We start from the raw sequence: 19,593 nt of genomic DNA on the forward strand, positions 1-19,593 counted from the left end.
GGATTTGAAAGTAAATATTGTAATTAACGAAATATCGATAAAAATGGGGGATGCTAAATGAAATATATGCATCATAACATGATCGTTATGCTAACAATTTTTTTATTTATTGCGGCTTGTTCTAATGGAGAAAGAATAAAAGATATATATGATATTAGGTCAGATGATTTTAAGAAATATACTGGGACATACGTTGGTAATAATTCAGATGTGGTTGCAATTGTTAATCATTTACCCGGTGGTGGAACAGTTCAAAGTATAAGTTTAGAAAATGAAAATATAAAAGTGAACTATGGCGCAAAAGAAAGTGGGGCTCTTACAGAAGAAATGATTGAGACGTATTGGTTTGATGAGAAGGATACGATGAAGAAGAATTTTTTCTTTAATGCTATATATTTAGTGATTTTAGTGCCAAATGCAAAAATTTATGAGTTTCAGGTAGAGAATAAAAACTTTAAGATAACGAGGGAAGAAATGTTATCAATTTTGCATAGAATATTCGATGATTTTCCAAAAGAAAAAGATATATGGGATAAAAATAAAGTTATAAAGTTCTTTAACGGCAATGAAGAAAAAATTAAAATGCTTGTGGAAGATAAAGATTTTCGGAAATCTTTATTTGCTAAATATCCAGTGAGCCAGTTGAAATAATGGAGGGGAGAAGATGGAGTTAGTATACAAAATTTCTTATCATAGAATGCAGGACCTTTATTACAATTTTTGAAAGAAGACATTCCGTACATCCCGCATGTAACAGTCGGAAGAAAAGAAAGTGCCAAATTAGCTGCTGAAGTAGTGAAGGAGATTCCTAGTTTTCATGGGAAGTTAAATTGTGTGATTGATAGAATAAGCGTGGAGCGAATTAAAGAGAACGGGGAATCAATTATTGAATTTGAAGTGCCATTTTTAAAAAGCTGACAAAAGTCAGCTTTTTATTTCGTAGCATGAAGTAATGCACCAATTGCACCGCTATTACCACCATCTTGTAAAAAGATTGGTGTTTTATTTTGATATTCGGTGTAGCTACTTATAATATGTTGAAGTTGTACGTTATTACATAAAGTCGAACCAATATAAATAATATGTTTAATGTTTTTTGTTTCAGCGAATTGAAGGCTTAATGCAGTAACGACTTCACCGACAAGTCCTTGTATAGTAGCAAGTATGTCTGAGCTATTATATTTCGATTCTGAAATAGCGGCTTTACCAAAATTGCTAGCAGTTAAGTTATTATCGATAGGGGAAAGAATACCACTATAAATATCTCCAACCGTAATATCTAGTTCTTTTCTAGATCCTACTTTTGTTAGAGGGATTACATCTTCAAAATGATTTGTATTTGTTAACAATTTTGAAAGTCCCATAATAGTCCCACCGCCAACTCCGGTTCCACCAGCGCGAATATATTGTTCATTATAAACATAATGGATAGAAGTACCTGTACCGATATTGGTTAAAATAAAATTGTTTATAGTGTGTTTTTCTTCTTTTAATATGTATTGGACACCTGCAAGAGTAGATTCAAATTCGTTTAGCTCTATTATTTTATATGAACCTGTAAGCAGATGCTGTAATAGTTTCGATTTACCACCCGTAATACATATTTGTTTTATGCCATTGTTGTTTTTAATCCAATCTATTATTTTATGTTGTTCATGTGAATAAAATTTTTCAAAAGTTAATAGCTTTTTTTCGTTAAAATAAGCTATTTTCGTTAATGTGCCTCCAGCATCGATACCGATAGTACGTTCCATTTTCCTGCTCCTAACTACGTAATATGTTTTCCTATTTACTTAATTGGTTGAGAATAGATATTTCCAACTGATATAAGGAACACTTTAATCTGCTTGATATATTAATAGTTTTTCTATAGTTACAATAGGCTGGTCGTTTACAGTTGCAATACCTTTACCAAGAATAAAACCTCGGCGATTGCGCGTTAGCTCATAATGTAAATCAAGTTTATCACCGGGATATGCTTTTCCGTGGAATTCAACTCCATCTAAAGAGGAGAGAAATCCTAGTCCTTCAGAATCACTTGTATGTACAAATGCACTAAGCTGGGCAAGTGATTCTACAATTAACATATGAGGCATATGTTTTTGACTATCATTTATAAACCATTCGTTATTTGTAATGAGTTTATATCCTGTAACGGATTCACCTTGTTTTACATTTGTTACTTTATCAATCATTAAAAATGGATAACGATGGGGAAGCGTGTCTTTAATATGCATATGAAAGTACCTCCAATTAATAATACCCCTGCTAAAGTTAAGCAGGGGAGTGGGAACTAATTTTTAACTAATTCATCTACTTTTTCAAGGACGAAAATGCCGCTATTTCTAATATTTTCAACAACTTGTTGCAATACTTCTTTATCTTGAACGAGTGCAATACGTACGAAGCCTTCTCCATGAGGTCCAAATGCATGACCAGGTGTAACAACGACATTCGCACGATCCATTAATGCATAAGCGAAGTCTAGAGAAGTCCATCCTTGTGGAATTTCAGCCCAGACAAACATACTACCAGCTGGCTTATCGACATTCCAGCCAAATGCTCGGAATCCATCGACTAAAGTATCTCTCCGTTCTTGATAAATATCGCGGTTTTTCTCACAAAATGCAGCGCCATTTCTTAGTGCTACAGATGCCGCTTTTTGAATTGGTAAAAATACACCGTAATCGGTATTAGATTTAAATTGAGTAAGTGCACGAACAATTTCTTCGTTTCCAATCATATATCCAATACGGCTACCTGCTAAACTATAACTTTTTGACAAAGAATTGATTTCTACACCAACTTCTTTAGCACCAGGTACAGAGAGAAAGCTAATTGGCTTATTACCATCGAAATAAAATTCAGCATAAGCAAAATCATGGACAACGATAATATTATGCTTTTTCGCGAATGCGATTACTTCTTTAAAGAAATCTTCATGAGCCATTGCTGGAACGGGATTCCCTGGGAAGTTTAAAATCATCATCTTTGCTTGATCGGCAATTTCTTCAGGGATGACTTCTAAGTCTGGTAAGAAATCATTCTCTTTCTTTAAAGGCATGTAGTAAGATGTTGCACCAGCCATTTGAATACCTGTTTCATAAGCTGTATATCCTGGATCAGGAACTAATATAATATCACCTGGATTTGCATAAACCATAGGTAAATGAACGAGCCCGTCTTGTGAACCCATTAACAATAAAACTTCTTTATCCGCATTTAATAAAACGTTATGAGTGTTGTTGTAATATTCAGTTACAGCTTCGTGAAATTCTTGAATACCTGATAATGTATACCCGTAGCTCTCTTTCTCACTCGCTGTATGTACCATTGTTTCTCTTACAAAATCAGCGGGCGGCATATCAGGATTTCCGATGCTCAAATCAATCATATTATGACCTGCTGCAATTTTTTCTTTTTTATAGGCTCCTAATTCACTAAATATAGAAGATTGGAATGCTTTCATTCTAGTTGCTAACGTGTAAGTCATCAAAACCCCTCCTAAAAACAGTGCTTTCATTCTGCGTTTTTAATTATTCTGAAAACACATGTTTACATTTTATCATTTTTTTATGAAAATTAAAACGATTGACAAATTTAGAGGAAGGATTAGCCTATTTTGAAAAGTAACGATGTAAATAGCGTAGATATATTAATTGAAATGTGTATTATATGATTCATTTTATATAACTTAAGGTATTTTCTAGCTTTTATTAAGTATATTTCTCATGTTTTGAATGAAAAAGAATACGAAAACAAGGGCTATTTTTGCGGACGATTTCTAAAGTGAAATAACGCAGAAAATATTTTCTGCGTCTCCTCTGAAATGTAATCATTTCTTTTTATATGTGCATAATTTTTCGGCTGTCAAAAAGTATACATTTAATGTACCGTCGGCAACTTTTAAAGTTTGGTCCGATGTAAATGAATTACCATAATCAATGTGATATACATTAGAATTTTTGACAAATGAGCCTTTATATAAATCGTCTTTATTCTTTGTTGTTTGCATTTCTACTAAATTTTGCACAATTTCCTCTTTATTTTCTTTTTTGACAACTGTTTCAAATTTATAATATACAGGGCATTCACCTTTTTTATTGTCAACGACTTCCCAAGAACCGTATATATCGTTATTGCTGCATCCACTAAGTAGGATGATTAGTATAGGAATTGTAAGTAGAACCTTTTTCATTTTGTGCTCCTTTCTTTTAAATTTGAATAAACGTGCGAATACGATAGGGATATTATAATAAATAAAGTTTAAATTTTTTTAAAGAATTATTTAATTTCATATAAAAATTTAGGAGAAATTAAATAAGCATGAATCTAGTGTAAAGTCAGATTCATGCTAGTACTATAGCCTATGTTATGTCTTTTTTGAGGATAAATAAAGAGGAAAGCAGAATCACTATTCCATTTAATATATATACGCTTGCGGTCATAAAGGCTAACGTACCTGCGCCAAATCCTGCTTTATCGAATATAGAAGCAAATGTTGCGATAGTCAAAAAGATAATGGGAGTCAGTAGTAAAAATATGAAACCTGCCACGATTCTTTTTTTAAAACTATGTCCAGATAAGGAAATGGCTAAAAAGTTTAGGATGCTAAACAGAGCAATTGCAAAGAGCAGGACAATAAATACTTCGATGCCATCAGACATTTTACCACTCCTTTTATAAAGAGTACTTTTTATAATCTATTCGAAATAAAAGGGGGATACTCCTTTAGGTAATTTCAATAAACGTAATAAATAGGCGTATTATAAAACAAAGAAGTATGGATTCAATATTAGACCCATACTTCTTTGTTTATTTTATAAATTTGCAGATTGCGAATGCTGTTTTTCATAATGTTTCTGCTTAGAAAGGGAAATAGAAATAATCAATAATGAAACGACTCCAAAGATGAGAACCATATATTGTAACCCAATTGTATCTAAGAAGAAGCCTGTGCCAAGTAAGACGATTTGGAACATAACCCTCTCAAACATATTACGGAATGAGAAGAGGCGACCGTGATAACTTTTTTCCACTTTCGTTTGGAAAATCGTCGACATAATAGGGAAGAAGCAGCCAACACTAAACCCAAACAAACCAAATGATGTAAGAGCCATCCATTTTATATCGCTAAAGAACAATGACAGATGTGCAAAAGCAGTACAAACTGCGAAGAAATATAGTAATTTTTCAGGTTTGAAATGATCAGATAGACGTTTAATTACGAAGGCACCTAACATAAATGCGATACCTTCAATTGTATATATGAACCCTTTAATCGTAGGATCATGTTGCATTTCGCTAATGTTAATAACCATTAAATTAAACCCAGCTATAAATAATAGAGGGATGATACTTAATATAAGTGCTGTAAAAGCAATAGGAATTCCTTTTAAAATACGAAATACTTCCATAAAGCTATTATCTTTTGCAGCTTGTTTACTTGGTGTTGTTGATTTCTTGTCTTCGAATTGTAGGAAGAAAGTCGAGAGGAATAATAAGGCGTATGCTGCCATTGAGAAGGCATACATGTACTGTAAACTCATCACAACTAATAGAATTCCACCTAGTGAAGTGCCTGCAATACGAGCAATTGTACCAACATTCATATGTACACCGTTCATTTGTAATAACTCATGCTCACGTACGATGAGTGGAATTACAGATTGTAATGCAGGGAAATAAAATGCTGCTGAAATTTGAAGAGCAACCATAAATGCGATCATAAATGCGATACTTTCAAATTGAATAGCAAAAAACATGAAAATAACACTTAAAACTCGACCAAACCCAGCGTAAAGAAGAACTTTTTTCTTTTCATACTGATCGATGACACGGCCAGCCATAGGTCCAACTAGAACACCGGCTAATAGTCCGATAAATAATATAACTGATTTCATGAAATCAGAAGGGACATATTTTTGCATAAATTCAAGGTTGCCAAGAATACCAAGCCATAATCCTAGACCTGCAATAAACTCCCCAATTAGAACAATCCAAACGTTTTTATTACGCCACATAACATAAAACCTCTCCGTCTTTTAAAATGAAAAACTCGTATATAAAACCTCCTTATTTATGCATTATTTTCATACGAACTTTTTTAGAGTCAGAGTCTATATTACGTGTTTCATAATTGGATTTCAATCTTTTTGATTTGTCAAAAATTTGATGTGTTAATTGATGAAATAAGTGAATCAAAACGTAAAAAATTTATGATTAAAGCTAATAGAAAGTAAGGATACATATAAAAAAGCAAGAACGTATAACTACGCCTCGCTTTTCTCAAGTACAAAATTAAATATTAGATTCACTTAGTAACATTTACGCTCTTGTCCAATAGCTAAAGCGCTAAAAGATAGTGGGCCAACAACTTCTGCACTTGCACCACTAGTAAGGTTTTCAACAGTTAATGAATATTCGTGTGTTCCACTGCTAACGTTTTGATCTATAGCTTGAAATGTTTGTACGTAGAATTGTTCAGAATCTGTAGATTCAATACCTACTTGTGCATTAAAAATTTCAATGTTATCACGGAAAATTCGGAATAAAACTTGTGAAGTCTCAGTTATACCTTCTACACCAATTGTAGCGATTAATTCTACTCGATTATTACGTGAATCTCTACTTGAAATTCTCAATTTCAAATTTGCTAAAATTGCTTTATTTGGAGAAGCTGGGATTGCAAAAGTTGTTTCACCAGTTTTACTTATAGGCTGAGTAGCTTGGTAATCAATGATATGAGTCATATTCTTCACCTCCTCATATACTAGAATATGAAAATAGTGAAGAATTAGCTTGGACAAATACTGGATTATTTAATAGAGTCAACAATAATTATTGAAAAGAAGAAATTCACATAAAAGCATTAAGAATATATCACAATAAGATGATATTTTTCTTAATGCTTTTTGTAATTAAGCAGAATATTCTTCTTTACGTACTTCAAAAAATTCATTACGTCGCAAGTAATTATAAATTTTCTCTGAAACCTCTTCTTCTTCAGACACTAAGAAACGATGATCAAAAGCGTAGAAAGATTGACCTTTAATTAATTTTACGTAATACATATTAAACGCCTCCTGACACTAGATTATTACTTGCTTCATATTATGATGGCCTATATGTCTGCTAAAAATACTTGGAGTTTCAAAGGGGATAAGTAAAGGGATAAAAGAGCTTACAATTCTGTAAGGTTTATGTCACCTTTTTCGATAGTTTGTATTTACCAATTTCTTCTATAATGCAAATGGGTTACATAAAATAAGGGGGTAAAAAGATGGATGAAATACTTGGAGAAGTTGTAGCTGGTATTTGTGAATTTGTAGTGGAAGTAACAGCAGATGCTATAGGAAATTTAGTTTCTGGAAATGATGAGGAAAAAGAAACATTATAATAATTTGTAAAAGAATAAAGTTGATCAAATTATAAAGTCTGATTTCTAAAGGGAAATCAGCTTTTTTATTTTTTACATTATATTAACTTAATTTGAATATTCATTTGTTATCATATTTAAGAAGCCTATATAAGGAGGTGAATAAACAAATATGTCGAATTCAGGGCCTGATTTATCTGTTTCTCGTTTGATTGTGGTAAATATAGAAGAAAAAGAATATCATTTTATTGTTCGTGAACATCCGATTGTAGGGAAGTTTATATCGCTATTTGAAAATGGGAAAGAATACGGTTAATAGATAAACAAATCGCTAATAAAGATAAATTTATTACATCGGAGCTTACTAAGTTAGATTATTTTAATATAGATGTTTTATATCTTACACCTGGGTGGATATGGATTGGTATGGATCAATTTGGTTTACATGCTCGTGAGGCTACTTATAACGAAGTAGATGTTATTATGAAGTTGAAAGAGGATTTATATTATATAGATATATACGAAGAAATAAAAATGTAGTAAATATTTATTCAGGTTAGGGGGGAAGTTCCCATAGCCTTTTTTTGTTTAATAATAAAATGCAAAATTATATTATTTTAATGAAAGGTAAATATGATAAGAAGTGAGATGAAAAGAGGATTTGAAAATACATTAAGAGAATTGTAATAATTATATGAGTCGTATATGTAAATAACAATAGAAAGAAGATGATAATATGAGTAAAGAAGAGCTTGTGAAAAAACAGTTTGGCAGCAATGCAGATAAATATGTAAATAGTAAAATACATGCTAAAGGACTGGATTTACAATATGTAGTTCAACAAGTTGAGTCTCGTCATAATAATCGTCTTCTTGATGTTGCTACTGGTGGCGGGCATGTGGCAAATATGTTAGCACCTATGTTTGAAGAAGTAGTTGCACTTGATTTAACAGAACAGATGTTAGAAAAAGCAAAAGTTTTTATAAAGCAGAATGGTCATGAAAATGTATCTTTTGTAGCAGGAAATGCAGAGAATTTACCATTTGCAGACCATTTTTTTGATACAATTACATGCCGGATTGCAGCCCATCATTTTACGAGTCCGGCTCAATTTATTTATGAAGTAAATCGTACGTTGGAGGATAATGGATTATTCATCTTAATAGATAATGTTTCGCCAGAAAATAATGAATATGATACATTTTATAATTTTATAGAAAAAAAGCGTGACCCAAGTCATGAACGAGCTCTAAAAAAGACAGAATGGCTTACTTTATTAGAAAAAAATGGTTTGCAAATGCAGTCATGTCTTACTTTTGATAAGAAGTTTGATTTTGACTGGTGGTGTAATATGATGGATGTCCCTTTACAAAAGCGTGAAAAATTAACAGAATGTATGATGAAAGCACCAAACGAAATGAAGGAATATTTTAATATTCAATTTAAAAATAATAAAGTAGAATCGTTCTATACTGAAATGGCTATGTTTATATGTAAAAAAAGTATAACGTTAAAAAGATAAATGTGTTGCAGTCTTTCTGAAGTACGATATACTTAGTACAGAGAAACTGAGAATTGAGGAATAGTTATAATGATTCGTGTACGCATTGAAGGTACTGAGGAAGAAATGCTTGAATTTATGGGGAAAATGCCAGACATTCCTGGATTTGAAAAGACACATATGAGAGAGCCGAGAAAAGGAAATAACCCGAAATACGATTCAAGTAAAAATGTACTTGCATATTTGTCTTATAAAAAGATTGAAGTCGCCAATAAATAGGCGGCTTTTTTAGTTTGCGCTGTTTCACCGCCTTGTCTTTTTCACATAATAATAATAGTAGATTATGCTGAAGAGGGGTGAGAATAGTTAATAAGAAAATTATCTTTTTTGGAGACTTTGGTATTGATGACGCCGTAGCGTTAATTTATGCAAATAAAACATGTAAATTAGATATTCTAGGTATTGTTGCTGAGTACGGGAATGTATCACGAGATATTGTTACGGAAAATGTTTATTTTTTAGAAAGGTACTATGCTACACAAGTGAAAATTATTGAAGGTGCGAGTAGACCGATGACAGCTGAAGAGCCTTTGTTTTTCCCTGAAATCCACGGGGATCACGGTTTAGGTCCTATTATTCCACCTGAGATGAGAATTTGTAAACGAGAAAATTTTTGTGAATTAATCAAATTAATCGAACCTTGTCCAGAAGATATTATAATTGTGGCGACAGGGAGACTAACGACGCTTGCTACGTTATTTTTATTGTATCCAAATATAATGGATCGTATTTGTTCGTATTATATAATGGGCGGCGCTTTCCTATTTCCAGGTAATGTTACACCTGTATCTGAAGCGAATTTTTATGGTGATCCAATTGCAGCAAATATTGTTATGAAATATGCGAAAAACGCTAGCATATACCCGTTAAATGTAACACAGGGCGCGCTTATAACACCTGAAATGGCCAATATAATAGATAAACAAGGAACTGGACAGGCGAAACTCATTAAACCAATGATTGATTTTTATTATGAGAACTTTTATAAAAAAGAATATCCGGGTATTGGTGGAAGTCCTATACACGATTTACTACCGTTTATCTCGTTTATAAATGACAGTATTTTCGAATATAAAAAATCGGCAGTGTGGATTAGTACGACAAATGATGTGACTAGGGGCCAAAGTGTAGCAGACTTTAGAAAAATAGCTGAGCCAACAAGGTTTGATGATCGGCCGATTCAAAGAATTGCTGTTGGTTTTAACTATGCAGCTTTTAAAGAAGAGTTTATGCGAACAATATTGAAGCCAGATTGTCCTTAATGTGTGTAATAACAAGTCGGATAAATCGTTAGTTCAAAAAAGGTTTAATCTGTGTGTATTATTCTCAAAAATCTTAAAGTTGAACAACATGAATAACTTATGAAAAATGTCACATAACTAATGGTAAGCAATTGTTTCTAATTATATTTTGATTGGTGAAATGTAAAGGAGGTTATTATATGATTTGGTCTTTAATCGTCGGTGGTATATTAGGGTGGCTTGCGAGCTTAATTACTGGAAAGGACGTACCTGGTGGTGTAATAGGTAATATTATTGCTGGTATTATCGGTTCTTGGGTTGGTTCGAAATTACTTGGTAGTTTTGGTCCAGTCATTGGCGGATATGCAATTATTCCAGCTTTAATCGGTGCGATTATTTTAATTTTCATCGTAAGCTTCTTATTACGAGCAATGCGAAAATGAATGTAAGGACTGTTTACATTTGTAAGCAGTCCTTTTTATATGTTATGCTAGTATTATACAATCAGGAGGTGTCAGCATTGAAAACATTCACAGTAAATTTCCATCAAGAAGATAATGCTAAAGCGACAACAGTACATAAATTAAGTGAAGAGGACTTTAACAAAGCAACAGAAAAAGGCACTCGTCATCTATTTGATTTAGATACAAACGTTGGATTCTTCGTATTCTTTGATGCAGAAGATGCAGAAGGAAACGATCAATACTTAATGTTACAATACGAAGGTGATCATGAAGAGCCAACTGCGTGCTACGGATTTGATTTAAAACTATACTATCAATTTTTAGCACTGTACTTAAACGATCTTGAGTTCCAAGGTGAAACAGATGAGGAAGAGGAAGAATACGGTCCAATTCATCATTTAGCGCATTTACTTTATCATATTGTTGAAGATGGTAAATCAATCGAAGTGTAATATACATATTTGAAGCTGCCCTTTTTGGGCAGCTTTTTTATATGACATTGGAATGGTGTACTGTGAGCTAAATAAAGTGAAACTTTAATCAGTGGGGGTTTTGTTCATCCTCACTGATTATCAGCCCTCACCAATCGGGCTTTTACGGACAGCAGGCCCCCACCTAACTTCTTTGTTTCCGCTGAATTTTGAGGTGGGGATCTTACTGCCCGGTAAATAGCGGGATAAAATTTATTTATTACCTTCATGTTAGCATCGTAAAACACCTGTTATAATGATTGTAATTAAATTCATGGAGGCTAATTTTATGCTTGTAGATGTAAAAGCTTTTATTAAAGCTGCAGGTTTAACATGTATTTCATCATTAAGTGGAGATAACACGTTTGCTTATAATTTTGAAACTGTAAAAAATACTATCGCTACATTTTTTAAGAAGCTAAGATTTACCGTATAATTTTATTTTAACCAGTAGGAAAAGAGTAATCACTTCCTACTGGTTTTTTTCTGTTTCAAGGAGCTGTTGTGAGAGCATGTTTTAAGTTATAGATAGAGGATATTATCATTGAGAAGAGAAGGTTTAAATAAGGAGATGAAAATGGTTTCGTTTATCAGGAGGTAGTTACTTCGGATATAACAGACTTGGTTACTTTTTAGAAACAGCTTTTGTAATATATTTTGTACAAGCTTTTGGAGAGAGTGAAGCACTGACTTTTTTGGAACAAACATAATTTGAAAAGTAGTGTAATGGGTTGGTTAACGAAATGAATAAGATGCAATAGGGGGTAAAGGTGATGAAAATATATTTAAAAATAGTTATGTTATTTTTGGTGTTTACATGTATGTTTGCGCTAGCCGCATGTAAAGAGACAGACGAAAAAAAGGAAACAAATCCAACCTCGGAAAATAATAAAAATGAACAAAGTAATTTTTCAGAAGAACAGAAAAATCCTGAAGCAAAACCAAGCAATGAAAAAACAACAAAACCATCGCCTGACCCAGATTCGAAAAATAGAACACTTAATCAAAAATCAATTAACCACGTTAAAGATTTGTTTGAACTCGCAAAAGAAGGAAAAGTACCTAATGTACCATTTGGAGCCCATACAGGGGATATTGAAGAAATTGAAAAAGCGTGGGGGAAAGCAAATAAAACCGAATATACAGGGAACGGAATGTACGCAACTTTTACAAATAAAAATATTGTTTTCGGATTTAATAAAGGGTCACAAGTTTTTGATGTACGCTCATATCATGCAGAACTAAAATTGATTACATTACAAGAAATTGAAAAAGCATTAGGAAAACCATCTTCAGTTAAAGAGAATGGTGAAGATAAAATATATGTATACAAAGTAAATAACCAGTATGAGCTGAAATTTGTCATTCCAAAATCGACTGGTAAGGTAGATCATATTTCTGTATTTTCACCAGAGGATAGTATTAATAAAATGGCAGGATAAGAAATTAAGTGATTTCAAAAACACCTCACTTTCCTTAAATGAGGTGTTTTTAGTTGTAAATAAGGAACGTCTCTTGCCATATAAAACATACTTTCATACGCGAAATACTTCACTTTTGTTTTTTAATATTCATCCAATAAGAAATATTGATCTACTGAAAAAGTAGTAACCTATAAATTATGTGTAGGCTGGTTCGTGATTTTTTTACGTTCTAAATTTTGAACAAACAGTGCTTGAACAATACCTCCAATTAATAAGAAACTAGCACAAATATAAAACAGCATACTTCCATTTAACTTACTTAATAAAACTGCACCAATAACTGGTCCGCACGTTCGAGATATATCCCAGTGTATACCGTAAATTGAAAAATATAAACCACGTTTATTGTGAGGTGCAATTTCTGAAACGAATCGTAATAAGTGGTTTAGAGCAATACTTTCTCCAATGACTAAAAAGAGTAAGGTGAAGAATAACGACAATATCGTCGTTGAATAACTAAAGCCAACTGCAGCTATTGTATAGCAGGCGTAAGAAATAAGGATGATTTTCGCCATAGAAAATCGTTCAGACCATTTTACGAGGAAGATTTGTAGTATGATTTCCAAAATGGCTTTGCATGTTGAAATAAATGCGAGTATGAATACAAGATTAGGAAATACATGTTCTGCAAAAATACGATAATTCGTCTCAGTTTGTGCATAAAAAAAGCTAATAGGAAGTGTAGAAACCATAAGACCGAATATAGCATAGTGTTTAAAAATAAATTGCTTTGGTGAACTTGCCTCAACTGTTTGTTTCGACTTACTCATAGGTGGAACGGTTTCTGGGAGCTGGGTCCAAACAACAACGGCATATATCGTAAGGGTTACACTTTGCACGATAAATAAATATTCTGGGTGAGTATTATAAAAACATGCACCGATTAAAGGGCCGACTACGGATCCAATTGCTCCCATCGTTTGTAGGAGAGCAAAAATTTCTGCTTGCTGCTCTTGTTTTGTTAAATCAGCAATTTGTGCACGCTGAGCTGGAATGTATAAGGAACGGCCAATACCATTAATCACATATAACAGTGCAAATATAAAAACGGATTGAGCGAAAACGAAACTGCCGATTGCAACACCTTGTAGTAATAATCCGAGTAACATAATCTTTTTTCGGCCATATTTATCAGTAATTCCTCCAGCAATAAGTGTAAATAAAATGTCTGAAAGTGGCTGTAATCCGAAAATTAGCATAGTTATTATTACATTGCCGTTTAACATTTTATTGACGTAAATAATCATAATGAGAGCTAACATAGATTCAGTCGTTCGGGTTAATAATTCACCACACAATCTAATAAAAATAGGTTTATTGTAACGAAGTAAGAGATAATTCAATATTAATTCCTCCTTTCTATATTGAAATGATAAGATGAAAGGAGAGTTGGAAAAAGGGTAGAGACTATAGGGAGGATTTTTCACCTTTTAGGGGGAGTATGATGTTTATTTTAGATCAATACATTGAACTATGGATTGCTTATGGAAAAGGAAAAAAAGAGGGAGAACGATTGGAAGTAACAGTGCAAAATATATCTGGTACATTATTTTGTACAGAGCGCAATAGTAAGTTAATTATAAAAAAATTAGATGAGTTAAATTGGATCAAGTGGTTTCCAGGTCGCGGCAGAGGAAATCGGTCTAAGTTAATATTTCAAAAGCACCCGATATCTTTAATTTTAGATAGAGGAAAAGAAATAACGAAAAAAGGGGATGTGAAAAGCGGAAGTATATTTGTGGAACGCTATAGCTCACATTTTCCATCAGTAAAGGGAGAATATCATTCCTGGGTGGATTCAATATTTGGTCATAAGGTTGAAATGACATCTGAAGGGAGAAGAGATGTACTCCGGTTGCAAGTACAAATGAATTTAGATATCACATTAGATCCTGTATACGCTACAATGCGCTCAGAATGCCATATGGTAAAACATATATTCGACACACTCGTGTATGTAGACGGTAATACAAACATTATAGAGCCAAGACTTGCATTTCACTGGGAATATAATGACGCTGAAAAAATATGGACGTTTTACTTACGAAAAGGAGTTCACTTTCATAATGGAAAACAACTTACTGCACATGATGTTATATACTCGTTGAATCGATTTATAAAGCTGGAAAATAATGCACACGCATGGATGTTACAACACGTTGAAAGTATCCGTTCAGTGGATGACTACGTTTTCGAAATTCAATTACATACAGAAAATCGAATGTTTTTACATATGCTAAGTGCAGAACAGTGTTCTATCGTGAATGAAGATGAAGCAGGAGGGCTAATTGGAACCGGGCCTTTTCAATTATATAAAAGTAATGAAAATCTGTTCATTTTAGAAGGACATCCTTTATATTTTCGTGAAAGACCTTTTTTAGATCGTGTTGAGTTGTGGAATGTAGAACAAGGTGTAGGTACATACGATGTTTTAGTAAAGGCGCAGTATAAAGATAAAGAAAAACATAATAAAGAATTGTCTCGGCTTGAGTCGAACGTGACATATATAACATGTAATCTTACGAAAGAAGGACCAATGCAAGATGAGTTATTTCGGAAAGCGTTATATAACATCATTCATGGTTATACAATCGTTCAAGAACTCGGCGGAGAACGTGGAGAAGTGGCAAAAAAACTAATATTAGCAGGTGAAAGCATTGTAGAGATTGAGGAAGATGTAGAAAGTTTAATTAAAAGGAGTACTTATCATAATGAAGTGCTACAACTCTACACATTTACAGGACGAGATCATGTTGAAGATGCACAGTGGATACAAAAAGAGTGTGCGAAATATGGGATTCGTGTAGAAAATAATTTTCTTGATATAGAAGAGCTATTGGAAGTAAGTACGATACAAAAGGCCGATATGATGCATGATAGTGCCACAATTAGTGAACGAATAGAAGATAGTCTATTATATATGTTTCTTACAAAAAATAGTTTTATTCATGGACAAAGCAGCATGGACTTTCATGAAAAGCTGTCTCCTTATTTTAGACAAGAAGAATTAGAGAAAAGAGTTACACTGTTACGTGATATCGAGGATACTTTGTTACGTCAAATTCATATTATTCCTTTATATCGTAATAAACAAGAGGTAAGTACACATGAAAAAGTTCAAAATATAATGATTAATTCACAAGGTTGGATTGATTTTTATAATATTTGGTTTAAGTCTTGATATATAAGGGCTTTTGCACATTTTCATAAGGTGTGTAAGAGCCTTTTTTGTATGTAGGAATAGGTTTGTTTTACACATTGTTACGCTACTTGTGATAAAAGTTTATTTACAGCGTAACAGTGTTATGTTACATTATTATCAGGAAGGAGTGTTATACAGTTGAGTACAGATTTAATTTCAAAAAAAGATTTATTAGAACTAACTGGTATTTCATATGGACAGTTATATAGGTGGAAAAGAAAAAATTTAATTCCGGAAGATTGGTTTGTACGAAAATCAACGTTTACAGGTCAAGAGACATTTTTTCCGAAAGAAAAGATATTAGAGCGTATCGATAAAATCCAAACGATGAAAGAGGATTTATCACTTGATGAACTAGCTAACATGTTTTCACCGAGTGTGAGAGAAATTCTTTTAACAAAGGAAGACATTTTACGCAAGGGGATTGCATCAGAACCAGTTTTACAATTTTTCATAGAACAAACGAATAAAAGAGCAGATTTTCAATTTGTAGATATTCTTTATGTGTGCATGTTAGAAGAATTACTGCAATCAGGAGAGATTAGTTTAGAAGAAGGAAAAATGGTCTTGCAAGTTTTACGTGAAAATTATGAAGCAATTAAACATAAAACTTGTGACTTAATTATTGTCCGAAAGTTAGGGATTTCTACATGTTTATTAGTTTCAAACGTGGACGATTTAATTTTTGAAAAAGGCACCAAAATCGTTTTACGCGAAGCGATTATGAAATATACCGAAGCATTAAAAACTAAATTGTTGTAGTGGAGGAGAAAGTATGCGTACAGATAATTTGATTATAAATGGTTACGGTTCATCGAATGGTGGCGAGTTTCATAAAGTGCAATTAAACGGAAAAGGAACTGTGAATGGAAATGTTGAATGTGAGCAATTTGAATGTAACGGTTACGGTGCAGTTACTGGCGATTTGAAAAGTAGCAGTGCACGAATTAGCGGATCTGGTAAAGTTGATGGCACAGTTCAAGCTGAAACGATGCGAATTGATGGAAAAGCAACAATTACGCAAAATGTAAAAGCAAACAGTTTGAAAATTGCAGGAAAAGGTACGATAGGTGGAAATGTCATTGGTGAAGAATTTAAAGTCAATGGTCAAGCTACAATTGACGGTAATTGTGAAGTGGATACTTTTTCTTCAGAAGGACAATTTACAATCGGTGGTTTATTAAACGCAGATGAAATTAATATAAATATTCACGGTACATGTCGAGCGAAAGAAATTGGTGGTCAAACGATTAAAGTAAGACATAGATCAGGTACATTTAGTAGGCTATTTAAAACAGTGTTTGGCTTGCAGTTAGAAGCTGAACTATTAGAAGGTGACAATATCGATATTGATTATGCTCACATAAGAACAGTAAGAGGAAACAATGTTACAGTAGGAGCAAACTGTGAGATTGAACTGATTGAATATACTGGTGTTCTTACTGTTGATAAAAATGCAAATGTAAAAGAAATTAAGCAGGTTTAACGGAAGGGAGAAATCAGTATGGAACATCCACATAGTCTGACAGTAAATGGTTCTGGTAATTCAGCAGGCGGAGATTATAATAAAGTGAAGATTCGCGGTGAAGGAACAATTACGAATGATATGAGTTGTAATGAGTTTAAAACGTATGGAACGAGTGATGTACGCGGTAATGTGAAAGTGAAAAATTATGTCGTGTATGGAGATAACGAAGTACAAGGAAATGTAGATGCGGAATATGTAAAAGTATATGGTAATACACAAATTCATGGTGATGCTCATATTGAAAAAACAAAAGTTAGAGGTATGATAAATATTGAAGGAAAGTTTTCAGGTGATTTCGTAGATGTAAAAGGTGCTTTAAATGTAAAGGGAGATATTGAAGTAGAAGATTTATCATTAACTGGTGGTCTTGAAAGTGATGGATTACTTAATGCTGAAAATATTGAAATTTCACTTCGTTATGAAGGCAGTAAGATAAGAGAAATTGGTGGTAAAAAAATTACCGTTCGTAAAAAAGCGAGATTTATTCCTTTTACTAGTCATGCTGGGAGCCTCCAAACTTCGATTGTTGAAGGAGATGATATCTATTTAGAACATACGATCGCTGAAGTTGTAAGAGGCAACAACGTCACAATTGGTCCTGGATGTGAAATTAGTGTTGTAGAATATCATACTAGTTTTAATCAAAAAGGTAATGCAGTCGTAAAAGAACATAAACAAATATAAGTAGTATGAGGGAGAGCAAGAGATATGGTTGAGAAGAATAATAAGCTCGGCTTTGTTGTGGCGGGCTTATTGCTAGGTATTTTAATGGCATCGATGGATAATACCATTGTCGTAACGGCGATGGGAACAATCGTTGGTGACTTAGGAGGCCTCGAAAACTTTGTATGGGTCGTTTCTGCCTATATGGTCGCAGAAATGGCAGGCATGCCGATTTTCGGTAAGCTATCAGATATGTATGGTAGAAAGCGATTCTTTATTTTCGGTTTAATTGTCTTTATGATTGGTTCGGCACTTTGTGGTACTGCTGAAAATATTACACAGTTAGGTATTTATCGTGCCATTCAAGGTATTGGTGGCGGGGCATTAGTGCCGATCGCGTTTACTATCGTTTTTGATATTTTTCCACCTGAAAAACGCGGGAAAATGGGTGGTTTATTCGGAGCTGTATTTGGATTATCTAGTATTTTCGGGCCATTACTTGGCGCATATATTACCGATTACATTAGCTGGCACTGGGTATTTTATATTAACTTACCACTTGGCATTTTAGCACTTATTTTTATTACATTCTTTTATAAAGAATCACGCGTTCATAGAAAGCAAAAAATTGATTGGTTTGGCGCAATTACTTTAGTTGGTGCAGTAGTTTCTTTAATGTTTGCGCTTGAACTAGGCGGACAAAAATATGATTGGGATTCTAGCTTTATTTTAAGTTTATTTGGTGGATTCGCTATTTTAATCATCGCATTCATTTTTATTGAACGAAAAGTAGAAGAACCAATTATTTCATTTGAGATGTTTAAGCAGCGCTTATTCGGAATGAGTACAATTATTGCATTATGTTACGGTGCTGCATTTATGTCAGCAACTGTTTACATTCCGTTATTTATTCAAGGTGTATACGGCGGGACTGCAACAAACTCAGGATTATTACTTTTACCTATGATGCTAGGATCAGTCGTAACAGCGCAGTTAGGTGGATTTTTAACGACTAAGCTGAGCTACCGAAACATTATGATTATTTCTGCTGTTATTATGTTAATCGGATTATTCTTATTAAGTACATTAACGCCAGAAACAAGTCGTGTATTATTAACAGTTTATATGATTATTATCGGATTTGGAGTAGGTTTCTCATTCTCTGTACTAAGTATGGCTTCAATTCATAACTTCGGTATGGAACAGCGTGGATCTGCGACTTCAACGAGTAACTTCATTCGTTCATTAGGAATGACACTAGGTATTACAATCTTCGGAATGATCCAAAGAACAGGTTTCCAAGATCAATTAGAAGAAGCATTTAAAGGGATGAGCGGGGGAATGAATACAAAATTAGGGGATTCAAGAGCCATTTTATCAGAATCGGCAAGATCTCAAATCCCTCCGCAAATATTAGATAAAATTATTGACGCTCTTTCTAGTTCAATTGTTCAAACATTCATGTGGGCATTGGTACCAGCTGGATTAGCATTCATATTCATTTTCTTTATGGGAAATGAGCGTATGGTAATTAAGAAAGAACAAATGAATAAAAAGAGTGAAACATCAAAAGCGTAATGAAAAAGCTCCTTTCCAATTGGA

Annotated in this window: 22 protein-coding genes and 3 pseudogenes; 16 read left to right on the plus strand and 9 right to left on the minus strand. The window is 33.3% G+C overall.

The annotated features are described in order from the left end of the window. The first annotated feature begins 57 nt into the window (after positions 1-57). Positions 58-651, plus strand: coding sequence for a DUF4825 domain-containing protein (locus GBN78_RS19560; protein ID WP_000876535.1), 594 nt, complete (start codon positions 58-60; stop codon positions 649-651). A gap of 51 nt (positions 652-702) precedes the next feature. Then, a pseudogene (locus tag GBN78_RS19565) lies at positions 703-918 on the plus strand (2'-5' RNA ligase family protein); the annotation flags it as partial. 14 nt (positions 919-932) lie between these two features. Here the strand turns inward: GBN78_RS19565 and coaW are convergent. The 8 genes from coaW to GBN78_RS19605 form a co-directional block, all read right to left on the minus strand. Continuing rightward, the gene (gene coaW / locus GBN78_RS19570; protein ID WP_000442495.1) at positions 933-1,754 is read right to left on the minus strand and encodes a type II pantothenate kinase; all 822 of its coding nucleotides are present in this window, start codon (positions 1,752-1,754) and stop codon (positions 933-935) included. Between the two features lie 84 nt (positions 1,755-1,838). Beyond that, entirely contained in the window at positions 1,839-2,237 is a 399-nt protein-coding gene (locus tag GBN78_RS19575; protein WP_000547659.1) for a 3-hydroxyacyl-ACP dehydratase FabZ family protein, read from the minus strand. Between the two features lie 56 nt (positions 2,238-2,293). Then, positions 2,294-3,493 (minus strand): LL-diaminopimelate aminotransferase, encoded by a 1,200-nt coding sequence (locus GBN78_RS19580; protein ID WP_000222698.1) that lies wholly within the window; start codon positions 3,491-3,493, stop codon positions 2,294-2,296. Positions 3,494-3,835: 342 nt separating this feature from the next. Then, on the minus strand, positions 3,836-4,198 hold the full coding sequence (locus GBN78_RS19585; RefSeq protein WP_000757017.1) for a hypothetical protein: 363 nt from the start codon (positions 4,196-4,198) through the stop codon (positions 3,836-3,838). 169 nt (positions 4,199-4,367) lie between these two features. Further along, the gene (locus tag GBN78_RS19590; RefSeq protein WP_001279464.1) at positions 4,368-4,667 is read right to left on the minus strand and encodes a hypothetical protein; all 300 of its coding nucleotides are present in this window, start codon (positions 4,665-4,667) and stop codon (positions 4,368-4,370) included. A 153-nt stretch (positions 4,668-4,820) separates the two neighbouring features. Further along, positions 4,821-6,023: an MFS transporter gene (locus GBN78_RS19595; RefSeq protein ID WP_152127633.1), complete on the minus strand. Its 1,203-nt coding sequence runs from the start codon at positions 6,021-6,023 to the stop codon at positions 4,821-4,823. Positions 6,024-6,317: 294 nt separating this feature from the next. Then, a complete protein-coding gene (gene exsC, locus GBN78_RS19600) occupies positions 6,318-6,752 on the minus strand; it encodes an exosporium protein ExsC (protein ID WP_130068471.1) in 435 nt (144 codons plus the stop codon). A 168-nt stretch (positions 6,753-6,920) separates the two neighbouring features. After that, positions 6,921-7,073, minus strand: coding sequence for a YqbF domain-containing protein (locus GBN78_RS19605; protein WP_000291905.1), 153 nt, complete (start codon positions 7,071-7,073; stop codon positions 6,921-6,923). 477 nt (positions 7,074-7,550) lie between these two features. Between GBN78_RS19605 and GBN78_RS19610 the strand changes: the two are divergent. The 9 genes and pseudogenes from GBN78_RS19610 to GBN78_RS19650 all read left to right on the plus strand — a co-directional run bounded on the left by GBN78_RS19610 (position 7,551) and on the right by GBN78_RS19650 (position 12,556). Continuing rightward, positions 7,551-7,918 (plus strand): annotated as a pseudogene (locus GBN78_RS19610) (hypothetical protein). A 196-nt stretch (positions 7,919-8,114) separates the two neighbouring features. Beyond that, positions 8,115-8,900, plus strand: coding sequence for a class I SAM-dependent methyltransferase (locus tag GBN78_RS19615; RefSeq protein WP_000031303.1), 786 nt, complete (start codon positions 8,115-8,117; stop codon positions 8,898-8,900). Positions 8,901-8,969: 69 nt separating this feature from the next. After that, positions 8,970-9,158 (plus strand): DUF3970 family protein, encoded by a 189-nt coding sequence (locus GBN78_RS19620; protein WP_000621885.1) that lies wholly within the window; start codon positions 8,970-8,972, stop codon positions 9,156-9,158. Between the two features lie 77 nt (positions 9,159-9,235). Beyond that, positions 9,236-10,201 carry a nucleoside hydrolase gene (locus GBN78_RS19625; protein ID WP_001223681.1) on the plus strand — a complete coding sequence of 322 codons (966 nt, stop codon included), beginning with the start codon at positions 9,236-9,238 and terminating at the stop codon, positions 10,199-10,201. Between the two features lie 179 nt (positions 10,202-10,380). Next, positions 10,381-10,623: a GlsB/YeaQ/YmgE family stress response membrane protein gene (locus tag GBN78_RS19630; RefSeq protein WP_000638306.1), complete on the plus strand. Its 243-nt coding sequence runs from the start codon at positions 10,381-10,383 to the stop codon at positions 10,621-10,623. A gap of 77 nt (positions 10,624-10,700) precedes the next feature. Then, the gene (locus GBN78_RS19635; RefSeq protein WP_000847587.1) at positions 10,701-11,096 is read left to right on the plus strand and encodes a hypothetical protein; all 396 of its coding nucleotides are present in this window, start codon (positions 10,701-10,703) and stop codon (positions 11,094-11,096) included. Between the two features lie 307 nt (positions 11,097-11,403). After that, positions 11,404-11,550 carry a hypothetical protein gene (locus tag GBN78_RS19640; RefSeq protein ID WP_000959548.1) on the plus strand — a complete coding sequence of 49 codons (147 nt, stop codon included), beginning with the start codon at positions 11,404-11,406 and terminating at the stop codon, positions 11,548-11,550. 139 nt (positions 11,551-11,689) lie between these two features. Then, positions 11,690-11,861 (plus strand): annotated as a pseudogene (locus tag GBN78_RS19645) (aminopeptidase); the annotation flags it as partial. Between the two features lie 26 nt (positions 11,862-11,887). Continuing rightward, positions 11,888-12,556, plus strand: coding sequence for a YjgB family protein (locus GBN78_RS19650; RefSeq protein WP_098299704.1), 669 nt, complete (start codon positions 11,888-11,890; stop codon positions 12,554-12,556). Between the two features lie 170 nt (positions 12,557-12,726). Here GBN78_RS19650 and GBN78_RS19655 read toward each other — a convergent pair whose 3' ends face one another. Then, on the minus strand, positions 12,727-13,941 hold the full coding sequence (locus GBN78_RS19655; protein ID WP_001108458.1) for an MDR family MFS transporter: 1,215 nt from the start codon (positions 13,939-13,941) through the stop codon (positions 12,727-12,729). A gap of 101 nt (positions 13,942-14,042) precedes the next feature. Between GBN78_RS19655 and GBN78_RS19660 the strand changes: the two genes are divergently transcribed. The 5 genes from GBN78_RS19660 to GBN78_RS19680 all read left to right on the plus strand — a co-directional run bounded on the left by GBN78_RS19660 (position 14,043) and on the right by GBN78_RS19680 (position 19,569). Continuing rightward, entirely contained in the window at positions 14,043-15,779 is a 1,737-nt protein-coding gene (locus tag GBN78_RS19660; protein ID WP_000470198.1) for an ABC transporter substrate-binding protein, read from the plus strand. Positions 15,780-15,938: 159 nt separating this feature from the next. Continuing rightward, positions 15,939-16,562, plus strand: a complete 624-nt coding sequence (locus tag GBN78_RS19665; protein ID WP_098299706.1) for a YhbD family protein — start codon at positions 15,939-15,941, stop codon at positions 16,560-16,562. A gap of 13 nt (positions 16,563-16,575) precedes the next feature. Continuing rightward, positions 16,576-17,286, plus strand: a complete 711-nt coding sequence (locus GBN78_RS19670; RefSeq protein ID WP_098299708.1) for a polymer-forming cytoskeletal protein — start codon at positions 16,576-16,578, stop codon at positions 17,284-17,286. Between the two features lie 18 nt (positions 17,287-17,304). Continuing rightward, a complete protein-coding gene (locus tag GBN78_RS19675; protein ID WP_000400909.1) occupies positions 17,305-18,012 on the plus strand; it encodes a hypothetical protein in 708 nt (235 codons plus the stop codon). Between the two features lie 24 nt (positions 18,013-18,036). Beyond that, entirely contained in the window at positions 18,037-19,569 is a 1,533-nt protein-coding gene (locus tag GBN78_RS19680) for an MDR family MFS transporter (RefSeq protein WP_016118086.1), read from the plus strand. Positions 19,570-19,593: the final 24 nt, after the last annotated feature.

The organism is Bacillus sp. B2-WWTP-C-10-Post-4 (genome assembly GCF_009183805.1).
GTDB lineage: Bacteria > Bacillota > Bacilli > Bacillales > Bacillaceae_G > Bacillus_A > Bacillus_A cereus.